Below are 12968 nucleotides of genomic sequence, written 5' to 3'. Positions count from 1 at the left end.
CGCTTGTATGTTTAGACTTGAAGGGGTGGGCGGGACTAAAAGCTCGATTCCGACTCTAGCCAGTACGGACCGTGGGAGACTTCTCGTCCCGCCCTTTCTACCTAAAGCGCCGATAAGGAATTCATCGGTAAAACCGACGATAGAGGCAAGCCAGCGCTACGGTAGACCCCGACAAGCTCTTAAACCCTAGCTCCGAGGATTCGTCATGACAATCCTTACCTCGCCAACGGTGATTGGTGTCGATGTGGCCAAGGCCGAAATCGTCGTTTATCGCGAAGATCTGAAAATCATCCAGGCCATCAACAACGACCGCACATCTGTAGGTCATTGGCTGAAGACCCTGCCCGCCCAAAGCTCAATCGCCCTGGAAGCCACTAATCTCTACCACCTGGACACGGCCGAACTGGCCCATGGTATGGGGCATCGGGTTTACATCGTGGACCCTTACCGGGTGAGCCATTACCGCGAAAGCATCGGTCAGCGTGCAAAAACCGACCCTTGTGATGCACGTCTTCTGGCGCGTTATCTAACCAGTGAACAGCATCGGCTGCGGGTCTGGAACCCACCACCGCGGCACTACACAGTGTTGAAAAGTCTGCTTAACAAGCGTGCACAGCTGATGAAGGTCCGAGTCAGTATCAAGCTGAGCTGGTCAACCGAACCTCTTCTTGAAGATCTTTTGGCCGATGGGTTGAAGCATTTCAAACAGCTGGATCAGGCCATTCAGGAGTTGCTTCGTAAAGTCAGCCAAGAAGCCGGAATTAGTGAAAACATCAGACGCTGCAAAGCGATTGAAGGAGTTGGTGAACTCACGGCAACGGGCCTGGCAACTACATACATGCGAGGTGAGTTCGCCAGCGCCGATGCGTTCATCGCCTTTCTGGGAATGGACTTGAAGGCAAAAGACTCAGGTAAGAAACACAGTCCTCGCCACTTGAGCAAAAAAGGTGACGGGGAATTACGGCGTCTTGCACACAATGCAGCTATGGCAGCTTGTCGGTCCCCTGTCTGGAAACCGTTCTATGAGTCCTATCTGGCAAGAGGTCTAGCCAGAACCCAAGCCTTGGTCATCCTCGCCCGCAAGCTTTGCCGGGTGGCATTCGCCCTCATGAAAAACCAGAGCGAATACCAACCGAATTTAAGGTTGCAGGGTTCCCCTGCAACATAGAATCTCCCACAATGACGCATGCGGATCACGCCATTTGTAGCCGCCGCACCACGGTCTGAAACCGTTCGGACGCCACCCACTGCGGATCCGCGTCCTCCACCAACAACATGATCCCCAGATAATGCTCCAGGTGCAGGGTAATCACCTGACCATCGACTGCCAGATCCCAGTAATACTGATCCAGACCGCTGGCCTGGGTTTTCCAGGTTCCGCTCAGCGTCTGCTGGAGCTCATCGGCGATGCGCGTGAAGAGTTCTCTGTCAGAGCTGTCCGACAGGTGAATATCCGAAGCGGCCACGAGCTGCTCCTTAAATGACGATGAGGGTGGGAGGGCATACTGCCACTGCCTGAAATCAGGTCGCAAACATCAACCTGCGAACATCACTCACCGGCTCGGACACCGCACCGCTCAACACCAGCCGCGTAATCGTCTGCGCCGCCACCGCATAATCCTCATCCTGCGGCACCTCCCGCCCGGTGATGCGCCCCATCTGCCAGGCAATGTTGGTGTAGGTGCGCGTCGCCGACCAGATGAACAACATCAAATGCTCGGGATCGACCGGCGCCAGCAAACCGCGGTCGATCCAGCTGCGCAGGCACTCGACATTGCGTCGGGCCTCACCGTGCAACAAGTCGCGGCATTCATCGGGTAACTGACGGCCACCGAGCAGCAACTCACCGCTGAACACTTTGGCGATCGCAGGATGCTCGCGGGCGATGCGGATGCGCGCGGCGACGTAGGCGCGCAGGCCGATCAGCGGATCGTCGCTTTCGCGTAGCATCGCCGAGGCTTCCAGCAACGGCTCGACGAAGCCGAGCAGCACTTTGCCGTAGAGGTTTTCCTTGCTCTGGAAGTAGTAATAGAGATTGGCCTTGGGCACACCGGCGCGGGCGGCGATGTCGCGGGTCTGGGTCGCGTCGAAGCCGTTGGCGGCGAATTCTTCACTGGCGGCGGTCAGGATCAATTGCTGGTTGCGTTCGCGGATGCTGCTCATGGACGGCATGGAGGTCTGGCCATTTCGGCTTCGTAATATACAAAACTATATAGCGATTAAGCCAGCGAACTCGTTCCTCAGCGCTATGCTGGTTTCAATTTCAATAACATCAGGAATAGGCCAATGATTCTCCAGGCACTGCGCGCCACGACGATTCACCTCGACGCAGTGGCGAAGCTGTTCGACGCCTATCGCGGCTTTTACGGCCAGCCATCGAATCTCGAGCAATCACGGACCTTCATCGCCGAGCGCATGGTTGGCAATGAATCGGCGATTTTTCTGGTTGAGGATGAAAGCGGTGAGGCGCTGGGATTTGTGCAGCTGTACCCGACGTTTTCCTCGATTGACGCCCATCGCACCTGGCTGCTCAGCGACCTGTTCACCACGCCGGCCGCCCGTGGCTGTGGAGTGGGGCGGCTATTAATGAACACCGCCCGCGACTTCGCCGTCGAAACCGGCGCCAAGGGACTGGTGCTGGAAACCGCCACCGATAATTTCAGCGCACAGGGTTTGTACGAATCACTCGGTTGGGTGCGCGATATGGGCTATTACACGTACACCCTCGATTTGCGCCAAAGCTGAGCCGGCGCAATCTTTTTCAGGGTTTTCCCGAATCAGGTCTTTTCCCGAACGTAGACGATCACTAGAATCCGCCCCCGGCGCTCCGCAATGGAGGCTCTTTGATATCACTTTAGGGAAGACATCATGCAATTCGGGAAAATCCTGGCGCTGGGTCTGGTGCTCGCGCTGGGCGGCTGTGCCAGTTTCACCCAGGACGAAGTGGCTCCGGTCACGCTGCCATCGATGGCCAGTTATGCCAACAAGCCAAACATCTATGTCGATTTCGACTTTTACCAGGGCGAGCCGAAAAGCGCTTCCGCCGTGGAAATGCCACAAGCTCGGGACATGCTCAAACCGCAATTGCAGACCGTCCTGAAGGATTCGGGTTTGTTCGGTCGTGTGACCTTCGACCAGTTCGAGAAGCAGCCAGGTGACTACAGCCTGCGTCTGAAAATGTACAACCATCCACCGAATGGCGGTCAGCTGGTGCTGGCGTTCATCAGTGGTCTGAGCATGACGATCATTCCAGCCTATGCCACCGACCAGTACACCATGAGCCTGGAAACCCTCGATCAGCAAGGCCAGCCGTTGTCTACCGCCAGCAACCATGACGCGGTCGGCACCTGGATGGGCATCTGGTTCCTCCCGCTGGCGTTCAATACGCCGAAAGCGGCGGTGACCGATACATTCACTCGGCAGGTCAATGCGCTGCTCAAGGAATGGGCCGACAGCAACCGTCCGAAGTATTCGGGCATTTGACTCACTCCAGCGAGTGGGCAAAAAAAGAGCCGCAATCGCGGCTCTTTTTTTGGCCCTTACTTCAGGGCCTGAATGAACTGTGGATCGCTGTACAGATTCTTCAGCAAGTCCTGCAGCATCGGGTTGTAGGCGTTGGTCGCGTTGGGGATCGCGATAAAGCCGAAAAAGCTGCTGTTCCACTGATGGCTGACATCTTTGGTGGCGTCGTACACCACATCGTTGCCATTGCGCAGGGTGAAGCGTGCAGCGATGGTGCCGTCACCGGTACCCATGCCGGCGTTCAGCTGGTTCTTCACCACCAGCACTTGCAGATGACGCGTCGCCTGCGGATCGAGCAGACCGGCCTTGCGCAGTTCTTCGGTGATCGCGTCCTGGATGTGCGCCGGGATGCTGCCGGTCGGCGATTTGATCGGGTTGGCGCGGACCATCAACGAGCCTTCGCCCGATTCAGCAGTGACCTGTGGATTGCTGATCGCGTGCAGCGGCGGGGTCTGCTTGAGCTTCTGAACGTTGTCGAAGCTTGGCTCGTAACGGGCCATGGTCATGCCACAGCCTTGCAGGAGCAGAGCAAACAACGGGATCAACAACAGCGATTTTTTCACGGCAGTTCCTTGCGCGTAGAAGAGGGGGGCGAATTATGGGCAGAGTGCCATCATTGAGCAACTCTGAATGCCATCCCTCATTCACGTTGTCGCAACAAGCCCTCGATCTGCGCCAGTTCCCAGGTACTCAACAGACTGACCGGATCGGTGCCGAAGCGCTGCCGGGTGTCGAGCGTCCACTCGCGACCGTCCGGGCACAGACAATCAGCGCAGTGATGCAGGCGCTGGCCGTCGAAGTCCAGTTGCAAGCGCCAGCCTTCGATGTCGACCGCAACCCGATCCGCTCGCGCGTCCATCACCCGCAAACCACACACGCCCAGCGCGGCATCGCGCAATCGCTGGCACACTTCTCGGCTGGTCAATTCGCTCGGCATCAGAGGCTCCACTGGCAAAAACTGCGCGCCAGCATAGAGCGCGCGCCGGCGGTTGTCAGCGATGACTGGCCCACGCCGGTGCATTTGCGTAACATCCGCAACCCTCTTTTTCCTCGGCGCTCTTTTGCGCCAATGCATGCGGCCGCGCCCGTCGGCCACTCTGTCAGGTAAGCCATGAAACCGATTCGTCTGCGCGCCGATGTCCTGGCCGGACTCACCACCTCGTTTGCCCTGTTGCCCGAATGCATTGCATTTGCGCTGGTGGCTCACCTCAATCCGCTGATGGGCCTGTACGGCGCCTTCATCATTTGCACGCTGACCGCGCTGTTCGGTGGCCGGCCGGGCATGGTGTCCGGGGCGGCGGGTTCGATGGCGGTGGTGATTGTTGCGCTGGTGGTGCAACACGGCGTGCAGTACCTGTTGGCGACGGTGTTGCTCGGCGGCTTGATCATGATGGCGTTCGGGCTGTTGCGGCTGGGCAAACTGGTGCGCATGGTGCCGCACCCGGTGATGCTGGGGTTCGTCAACGGCCTGGCGATCATCATCGCGCTGGCGCAACTGGAGCATTTCAAGAGCGGTGAACAGTGGCTCAGCGGCACGCCGTTGTACGTGATGACCGGGCTGGTGCTGCTGACCATGGCCATCGTCTACATCCTGCCGCGCCTGACCCGCGCGGTGCCGCCGGCACTGGTGGCGATCCTCGGCGTAGGCTTGCTGGTTTATCTGCTTGGCCTGCCGACCCGCACCCTCGGCGACATGGCGCACATCGCCGGCGGCCTGCCGAAATTTGCGCTGCCGGACATCCCGTGGACGCTGGACACCCTGCGCATCATCGCGCCTTACGCGATTCTGATGGCGCTGGTCGGTTTGCTGGAAACCCTGCTGACCCTCAACCTCACCGACGAAATCACCGAAACCCGTGGCTACCCGGATCGCGAATGCGTGGCGCTGGGGGCGGCAAACGTGGTCTCCGGTGCATTCGGCGGTATGGGCGGTTGCGCGATGATCGGCCAGACCGTGATCAACCTCAGTTCCGGCGGACGCGGACGGTTGTCTGGCGTGGTGGCGGGTGTGTTGATTCTGCTGTTCATTCTGTTTCTGTCGCCGCTGATCGAGCGGATTCCGCTGGCGGCGCTGGTGGGGGTGATGTTCGTGGTGTCGCAGCAGACGTTTGCCTGGGCTTCGTTGCGGGTGCTGAACAAAGTGCCGCTCAACGATGTGCTGGTGATCATCGCGGTAACCACCATCACCGTGTTTACCGATCTGGCCACGGCAGTGTTGTGCGGGATCATTATCGCGGCGCTGAATTTTGCCTGGCAGCAAGCGCGCGAGCTGTACGCCGATGAGCATCTGGAAGCGGACGGCAGCAAACTCTATCGCCTGCACGGCACGCTGTTTTTTGCCTCGACCACGCCGTTTCTCAATCAGTTCGACCCGGCCAGCGATCCGCAACGGGTGACGCTGGATTGTCGGCACCTGAGCTTTGTCGATTACTCGGCCATCGCTGCGCTGAAAACCCTGCGCGAACGCTACGCCAAGGCGGGCAAGCAGTTGCAGGTGTTTCACCTGTCCGAGCGCTGCAAGAAATTGCTGAAACGCGCCGGGGTCGATCACGACTGAGATCGACCCCGGTCACTGGTCAGGCATCGATTGCCGGGAAATCGATGTCGGTCAGCGCCGCGTTGTTCAGGTAGTTAGTGAGGGTTTGCACAGCGACGAGGGCGATCACTTCGATGATCTTCTTGTCGTCGATGCCGGCAGCGCGGGCGGCGGCAATCTGTTCATCGCTCAGATGACCACGAGTCTCGGTCAGTTGTTGGGCGAGGGTGGCGAAGGCATTGAGCCGGCCATGACGCGCTTCGATGATTTCTTCTGCTGCCAGCCCGGCCTTGCTGGCGAACAGGGTGTGCGCCGCCAGGCAATAGTCGCAACCGTTGACTTGCGAGGTGGCCAGGTACACCGCCTCTTTTTCCTTGGCACTCAGGGATGTCTTGCCCAGGGTTGCCGAGATTTGCACGTAGGCATCCAGCGCGACAGGTGCGACGGCCAGGGTCTTGAACAGGTTGGGCAGGAAACCGATTTTTTTCTGCACGCCTTCAAGCACTGGGCGAGTGGCGTCGGTGGCGGTTTCGAGGCTGAGAGGGGCGATGCGGCTCATGGTGATTCTCCGAAAGTCCGGTGCGAAGTGCGCCGGGGATGGAGGTCATGTTATTGAGCGCGGCTGGTGCTTTGGGTGCAAATCGTCGAGGATATGCGACAGATCGTCCAAACCTGTCCTTGCGAGAATCAGTCATGGATCGCCTTTCTACGTTGCTCAGCCATTTCGGCGTCAATGCCGGCACCTTTCACAGCGGCACGTTCTGCGGGTTGAGCGCCTACGGCGGCGATCAGGTGTGCGGGCATGTGCACCTGTTGCAGGCGGGGGAGTTATTGCTCAAACCGGGCAATGATCCTGAAGTCTCGCTCAACGAACCGACCCTGATCTTTTTTCCCCGCCCCATGGCCCATCGCTTGTTCGCCGATGAAGGCATGGGCACGCAACTGGTGTGTGCTTCGCTGACCTTCGACGGCGGCGCGGGCAATGCTTTGGCGGCAGCGCTGCCGGATTATCTGGTGCTGAAACTCGCCGACCTTCCGGAAATGACCAACACCCTGGAGTGGCTGTTCAAGGAAGCTTTCGACGGCCATTGCGGGCGCGAAGCGGTGATGGACCGGCTGTTCGAGTTGCTGGTGATTCTGCTGCTGCGCCACCTCATCAGCAGTCGCAACCAGCAGCCCGGCATGATGGCGGGGCTGGCCGATCCGAAGATTTCCCGAGCCTTGAACCTGATGCACGACCAACCGGCCAAGGCCTGGAGCGTCGCCGAACTGGCGAGCGCCGCCAACCTGTCCCGCGCCGGTTTCGCCGACCACTTCCGGCGGGTGGTGGGGCAGACGCCGGTGGATTATCTGGTGAACTGGCGGATCAGCCTCGCGCAGAAACGCCTGCGCGAGGGACGACCGATCGCCCTGATTGCCGAAGAAGTCGGTTATGAAAGTCCTTCGGCGCTGGCCCGGGCGTTTCGACGCAAGACCGGGCTCAGCCCGCGGGAATGGAAGGCTGGCGCGAGTTGAAGACTATCTGGCGAATTTCTTCGCCCCGGCCACGCACAGGATCACCCCCAGCGTAACCACCAGCATGCCCACGCTGACATGCTCATGGAGCAAGGTCGCGGCCAGTGCCAGGCCAAAAAACGGTTGTAGCAATTGCAGCTGTCCGACCGCCGCAATCCCGCCCTGAGCCAGCCCGCGATACCAGAATACGAAGCCGATCAGCATGCTGAACAGCGAAACGTAAGCCAGGCACACCCACGCCGACAGGCTTATACCGCTGAACGAGGCGGGCGCCAGCCACACACTCAGCACAGCCATCACCGGCAACGACAACACCAGTGCCCAACAGATCACCTGCCAGCCGCCGAGGGTGCGCGACAGTTTGGCGCCTTCGGCATAACCGAGGCCGCAGGCGAGAATCGCCGCCAGCATCAATAGATCACCGGTGGGCGAGGCGGTCAGGCCTTGTGAGATCGCAAAACCGACCACCAGCGAGCTGCCCAGCACCGAAAAAATCCAGAACACCGGACTTGGACGTTCGCCACCGCGCAACACACCAAAAATCGCCGTCGCCAGTGGTAGCAATCCTACAAACACAATCGAATGCGCCGACGTCACGTATTGCAGCGCCAAGGCCGTCAACAGCGGGAAACCCACGACCACGCCCAGCGCCACGATCAACAACGAGAACCACTGATCCCGCGCCGGACGCCGTTCGCGAAGCAGCCACAACAGACACAACGCCAGGGCGCCGGCGATGGTCGCGCGGATGACGGTGAGAAACACCGGGTCGAACTCCAGCACCGCCAACCGCGTGGCGGGCAGCGAGCCGCTGAAGATCACGACGCCGATGAAGCCATTGATCCAGCCGCTGGTTTTTTCCAGGGCCGGGGTGCCGAGGTGGGTGGTTCGTTCCATGGATGTGGCGCTCGGAGGTGGGTTGCGTTGGATCGATCCTAGGGCTGAGAATCAGCACAATCAAAAAATTGTCATGGATACAAGCCGACATGCCGCGCTCCCGCTACAAGACCCTCGTCGACACCTATGCCGCCGACATCCGCGCTGGTCGCCTGTTGCCCGGCACGCGTTTGCCGACTCACCGGCAATTGGCAGCCAGTGAAGGGCTGGCGCTGGTCACGGCCTCGCGCGTATACGCCGAGCTCGAGGCCATGGGCCTGGTCAGCGGCGAAGCCGGGCGCGGCACGTTCGTGCGGGAAACGTCGTTGTTGCCGGGGCAGGGCATCGACCAGAAAGACGTCGCGGTGGGCATGATCGATCTGAACTTCAACTACCCGTCATTGCCGGGGCAGGCCGAGTTGTTGCGCACTGCGTTGCGGCAACTGGCATTGTCCGGCGACCTTGAAGCGCTGCTGCGCTATCAGCCCCACGCCGGTCGCCAGCATGAACGGGCCTCGGTGGCGCGGCACCTGCAAACACGCGGTTTGAGTGTCGAGGCCGAGCAGGTGCTGATCGTCAACGGCGCGCAGCAAGGGCTGGCAGTCACGTTGATGGCGCTGTTCAAGCCCGGCGATGTGATCGCCGCCGACGCCTTGACCTATTCGGGATTCAAAGTGCTGGCCGAAGCGCTGCACCTTGAAGTGGTCTCGATTCCCGTCAATGAGCAGGGCCCCGATCTGGCGGCCCTCGACAAACTCTGCCGCCAACGACCGGTGCGTGCGGTGTACAGCATGCCGACCCTGCACAATCCACTGGGCTGGGTGATGCTTCTGGAACAACGTGAGGATTTGATCGCGATTGCCCGCCGACATGATCTGACGATCATCGAAGATGCGGCCTACGCGTTTCTGGTCGATAACCCGCCACCCCCGTTGGCGGTTCTGGCACCGGAACGCACGGTCTACGTGTCGGGCCTGTCGAAAAACATCGCCACCGGCCTGCGTGTCGGCTTCATCGCCGCGCCGGTCGAGCGGGTGGCGGCGCTGGAGCGGATCATCCGCGCGACCACCTGGAACACCCCCGGCGTGATGACCGCCATCGCCTGCGGCTGGCTCGACGACGGCACCGTCACCTTGCTCGAAGCGCAAAAGCGCAGCGATGCCCAGGCCCGGCAAGCCCTGGCCGCGCAGATTCTCGAAGGAATGCCGACTGTCGGCCATCCCTCTTCGTATTTTCTTTGGCTGCCGCTGCCGGAAGATATTCGGGCCGACCACATCGTGGTCGAGTTGATGCACGAACAGGTTTCCGTCACCACCGCCGAGCCCTTCACCGTGTCCACCCATGTGCCCCACGCGATTCGTCTGGCGTTGGGATCGGTGGACATGCTTGCCCTGCGTCAAGCCTTGCTCAAAGTCCGCCAGGTCGTGGGCGCCTACCTGTAGCGCAAGTGACCGCGCAGGATTACCCTTGGCGCCGCCGAAGACCTGGAAATCCCTGATGAAAAACGCTGCACTGACTTTCGCCCTGATCCTCAACGCTGGCCTGTTCTGCACGCCGACACTGGCTGCCGGTGACGCCGAGGCCGGCGCAAAAATCTTCCCGCGCCTGTGCGGCGGTTGTCATCAAGTCGGCGAATCTGCCCGGCCGGGATTCGGTCCGGAACTCAACGGCATCATCGGCCGCCCGGCGGGGACGTCGGCGAATTACGTGTACTCCGACGCCATGAAAAACTCCGGCCTGACCTGGGATCGTGAAACGCTGACGAAGTATCTGAAGGATCCGAAGGGCGTGGTGCCGGGGACGCGGATGATCTTTTGGGGGCTGAGTGACGAGGAGAAGATTGATAATTTGTTGGCGTATCTTCAGACCTTTTCTCAGCAATGAAGAATCTGTGCAGGGGCTGCGCGATGCAGTTCCCGTTCACTGTGATGAACTGCCGGCAGTGATTGCCCGGTTGATGACACGGTTCTGGACCCGGTTGAAGACCAACACCTGATTCAATTGCAGGTCAGCCGAGTCCGGCCACTTCGGTGAGTGACGTCTGGCAGGCTACGCGATTACGACCCGCGGCTTTCGCCTGATACAACTGTTGATCAGCACGTTTGAGCAGTGCTGTCGGAGCATTGTCGGCCGGGTCGGCAAGGCCGACACCGATGCTGACCGTCACCGGGCCGACCGTTGAAAAGCTCGCTGCGGCAATCGCTGATCGAATCTTTTCGGCGACGATATCGGGCGTATCGGGCTTGGCGATTTCCGGCAGCAGCACCGCAAATTCTTCGCCTCCGTAACGGGCGACGAAATCCGTGCTCCGGATGCTGATCTGGATCAGCTGCGCCAATTGCTGCAGTACGTCGTCGCCGGCCGCATGGCCGTGAGTGTCGTTGATGTGCTTGAAGTGATCGGCATCAATCAGAAGCAATGCAAACGGCCGCCCGGTACGACGGAACAGCAGGCTGTATTCGGTGAGTTTTTCGTCGAAGCGGCGGCGGTTATAGACACCGGTCAAGCCATCGTGGGTGGCCAGGTTCAGCAGCTCGGCGTTGGCCAGGGTCAGGGCCGCCGTGCGTTGGGCGACGGTGGCTTCGAGCGAAGCGTTGGTCTCTTGCAGCTCACGCTCCTTGGCAAGCAGCGACTGGGTCATAGCATCGATGGACTGGCCGAGCTGGGCAATTTCCCGCACGGGATGCTGGAGAGGGAAGTGGGCCCCCGGTTGGTTGTTCTGCACTTTTTGGGCTGAGCGCGCGAGGTGCTCGATGGGCCGACTCAGGTACAGCGCCAGGTAATACGCCACGAATCCGAATGCCACGGCAGCGAAAACACCCAGCAACAGCAATTTATAAAACAGCAGTCGCGCCGGTTGCAGTGCAGTGTCCAGTGGTTGACGCACCGCAATCGACCACGACAGCGCAGTGCCCGTAGGCGTCGGCACAGTCACCTCGCTGGTCAGGTACCCGTTGCCGACGACCCAGCCTGGGGACTTCGGATCCTTGGCCGGCATTTGTTGGCCAACCAGCGCTTCCGGGTACAGCACCTTGCCGTCGTGATCGATTATCAGCGCTTCGATATCCGGCTCCGCCCCCTTGTGCGACATCGCTGCCGATTCGACGATGTGCGTGACCCAGCTCCAGTGCGCATGGGCGCCGAGCACACCGATCACCTGGCCATCGGCGTTGCGGATGGGCGCGGCGAAGTCGATGAAGCGCAGTGGCTCGCCGTTGGGCAGACCTGGCAACAGTTTCGCCAACAAAATGGCTTCGTGCGGATCGCCGGTGTATTCCCCGCGCAGACCGGCCTGAAACCATGGGCGCTGTTGCACGACCTGACCGACCAGCAAACCGTTGACTGCCTGATGCACAAGCCCCTGAGCATCGGTCACCCCCATCCACGCATACTCGGAGCGGGCTTCGGTGCGCAGCTGCATCGATTTGAGAATTGCCGGATTGTCCAGATCGCCGCGTTCCAGATGTGGCGCCCGGCTGAGCAGATAGACCTCCAGTTGCCGCTCGCGCAACTGCTCGCCCAGCAGCGTCGCCGCCGACCGCGCGGTACTCAGCAGCGCATTGCCGCTGGCGCGTTTCATTTGTTCAGTGGCGATATCACCGACGTAAAAGCCCACGCTCAATAGCGTCAGCAGAGACAAACCGGCAAACCAAAGAGTCAGGTGGCTACGCAGGCTGGCTTTGAGCATGGGCGAAGTCTGTTTTTATTGAAGTGGCGCCATGGTATGCGACATCGCGGACGGGCTGCCAGCAAAGCGTTTAATGAAAATCTGCCGAGGCTGATATCAATGAGCCACTTCGTTCGGTAGAGTGTGCGCCGCCCGAGAGACGGATCCCGGGCGTTTACCCATGGAGTCTTGCAGTGAAATACCTCAGCAAAGTAGTCGCCGCCGCACTGTTCGGTGTGGTTCTGGCAGGTTGCACCGGCACCCCGATGAACACCAGACATTACGACAGCAGCCAATACACCGTGATTGGCCACAGCGAAGCCACTGCCACCGGCCTGATGCTGTTCGGCGTGATCCCGATCCGGCAGAACAGCCGTTTCGTCCGTGCGCAAGAGGCCGCCATCCAGGCCAAGGGCGGCGATGCCATGATCAACACTCAGATTCAGGAAAACTGGTTCTGGGCATGGGTCCTGAGCGGCTACACCACCAAGGTCTCCGGTGACGTGGTCAAGCTGAAAACCGTTCAGTAAGCGGCGGTGGATGTGAAAAAGCCCGGCTGATCAGGCCGGGCTTTTTGTTTGTACAGCGGTAGAGCGTTTGATTCAGGCGACGCGGCGTTCCAGCAGACGATCCGAACCCCCTTCAGCGACGCGACGTTCGATCAGGCGATCAGCGCCACCTTCGGCAACGCGACGTTCGATCAGGCGATCAGCGCCACCTTCAGCAACGCGACGTTCGATCAGGCGATCAGCGCCACCTTCAGCGACGCGACGTTCGATCAGGCGATCAGCGCCACCTTCAGCAACGCGGCGTTCGATCAGACGATCAGCGCCACCTTCGGCAACACGGCGT

Annotated in this window: 15 protein-coding genes and 1 pseudogene; 8 read left to right on the top strand and 8 right to left on the bottom strand. The window is 60.2% G+C overall.

The window, feature by feature from the left end:
* Positions 1-205 precede the first annotated feature (205 nt).
* Complete coding sequence (locus ACTJK9_RS29440) at positions 206-1168, top strand: IS110 family transposase (RefSeq protein ID WP_221397423.1); 963 nt, start codon at positions 206-208, stop codon at positions 1166-1168.
* A gap of 25 nt (positions 1169-1193) precedes the next feature.
* Here ACTJK9_RS29440 and ACTJK9_RS29435 read toward each other — a convergent pair whose 3' ends face one another.
* A complete protein-coding gene (locus ACTJK9_RS29435) occupies positions 1194-1466 on the bottom strand; it encodes a DUF3630 family protein (RefSeq protein WP_440817838.1) in 273 nt (90 codons plus the stop codon).
* Positions 1467-1521: 55 nt separating this feature from the next.
* Positions 1522-2163, bottom strand: a complete 642-nt coding sequence (locus tag ACTJK9_RS29430) for a TetR/AcrR family transcriptional regulator (RefSeq protein ID WP_440817840.1) — start codon at positions 2161-2163, stop codon at positions 1522-1524.
* Between the two features lie 123 nt (positions 2164-2286).
* On the opposite strand from ACTJK9_RS29430, the gene ACTJK9_RS29425 reads away from it, so the two are divergent.
* Both ACTJK9_RS29425 and ACTJK9_RS29420 read left to right on the top strand, forming a co-directional pair.
* Positions 2287-2745 (top strand): GNAT family N-acetyltransferase, encoded by a 459-nt coding sequence (locus ACTJK9_RS29425; protein WP_440817836.1) that lies wholly within the window; start codon positions 2287-2289, stop codon positions 2743-2745.
* A gap of 123 nt (positions 2746-2868) precedes the next feature.
* A complete protein-coding gene (locus tag ACTJK9_RS29420; RefSeq protein WP_074688914.1) occupies positions 2869-3483 on the top strand; it encodes a hypothetical protein in 615 nt (204 codons plus the stop codon).
* A gap of 56 nt (positions 3484-3539) precedes the next feature.
* Here ACTJK9_RS29420 and ACTJK9_RS29415 read toward each other — a convergent pair whose 3' ends face one another.
* Complete coding sequence (locus tag ACTJK9_RS29415; protein ID WP_039767367.1) at positions 3540-4085, bottom strand: hypothetical protein; 546 nt, start codon at positions 4083-4085, stop codon at positions 3540-3542.
* Positions 4086-4162: 77 nt separating this feature from the next.
* Positions 4163-4459 carry a DUF7693 family protein gene (locus ACTJK9_RS29410; RefSeq protein ID WP_064600887.1) on the bottom strand — a complete coding sequence of 99 codons (297 nt, stop codon included), beginning with the start codon at positions 4457-4459 and terminating at the stop codon, positions 4163-4165.
* Positions 4460-4633: 174 nt separating this feature from the next.
* On the opposite strand from ACTJK9_RS29410, the gene ACTJK9_RS29405 reads away from it, so the two are divergent.
* Positions 4634-6079, top strand: a complete 1446-nt coding sequence (locus tag ACTJK9_RS29405; RefSeq protein WP_440817835.1) for a SulP family inorganic anion transporter — start codon at positions 4634-4636, stop codon at positions 6077-6079.
* Positions 6080-6098: 19 nt separating this feature from the next.
* Here ACTJK9_RS29405 and ACTJK9_RS29400 read toward each other — a convergent pair whose 3' ends face one another.
* Complete coding sequence (locus ACTJK9_RS29400) at positions 6099-6617, bottom strand: carboxymuconolactone decarboxylase family protein (RefSeq protein WP_085613246.1); 519 nt, start codon at positions 6615-6617, stop codon at positions 6099-6101.
* A 134-nt stretch (positions 6618-6751) separates the two neighbouring features.
* Here ACTJK9_RS29400 and ACTJK9_RS29395 point away from each other — a divergent pair, with 134 nt between their 5' ends.
* Positions 6752-7573 (top strand): AraC family transcriptional regulator, encoded by an 822-nt coding sequence (locus tag ACTJK9_RS29395; protein ID WP_221397652.1) that lies wholly within the window; start codon positions 6752-6754, stop codon positions 7571-7573.
* Positions 7574-7576: 3 nt separating this feature from the next.
* On the opposite strand, the gene ACTJK9_RS29390 is transcribed toward ACTJK9_RS29395, so the two are convergent.
* Positions 7577-8470, bottom strand: coding sequence for a DMT family transporter (locus ACTJK9_RS29390; protein WP_440817834.1), 894 nt, complete (start codon positions 8468-8470; stop codon positions 7577-7579).
* Positions 8471-8559: 89 nt separating this feature from the next.
* On the opposite strand from ACTJK9_RS29390, the gene ACTJK9_RS29385 reads away from it, so the two are divergent.
* On the top strand, positions 8560-9891 hold the full coding sequence (locus tag ACTJK9_RS29385; protein ID WP_440817832.1) for a PLP-dependent aminotransferase family protein: 1332 nt from the start codon (positions 8560-8562) through the stop codon (positions 9889-9891).
* 55 nt (positions 9892-9946) lie between these two features.
* Positions 9947-10333, top strand: coding sequence for a c-type cytochrome (locus tag ACTJK9_RS29380; protein ID WP_064600885.1), 387 nt, complete (start codon positions 9947-9949; stop codon positions 10331-10333).
* A 124-nt stretch (positions 10334-10457) separates the two neighbouring features.
* Here ACTJK9_RS29380 and ACTJK9_RS29375 read toward each other — a convergent pair whose 3' ends face one another.
* Positions 10458-12137, bottom strand: a complete 1680-nt coding sequence (locus tag ACTJK9_RS29375; RefSeq protein WP_440817830.1) for a sensor domain-containing diguanylate cyclase — start codon at positions 12135-12137, stop codon at positions 10458-10460.
* Positions 12138-12310: 173 nt separating this feature from the next.
* Between ACTJK9_RS29375 and ACTJK9_RS29370 the strand changes: the two genes are divergently transcribed.
* A complete protein-coding gene (locus tag ACTJK9_RS29370; protein ID WP_039767351.1) occupies positions 12311-12646 on the top strand; it encodes a hypothetical protein in 336 nt (111 codons plus the stop codon).
* Positions 12647-12718: 72 nt separating this feature from the next.
* On the opposite strand, the pseudogene ACTJK9_RS29365 reads toward ACTJK9_RS29370, so the two are convergent.
* A pseudogene (locus tag ACTJK9_RS29365) lies at positions 12719-12968 on the bottom strand (phage infection protein); the annotation flags it as partial.

The organism is Pseudomonas sp. 22082 (genome assembly GCF_052046055.1).
Taxonomy (GTDB): domain Bacteria; phylum Pseudomonadota; class Gammaproteobacteria; order Pseudomonadales; family Pseudomonadaceae; genus Aquipseudomonas; species Aquipseudomonas pharyngis.
This window is presented reverse-complemented; position numbering and strand designations above follow the sequence as displayed.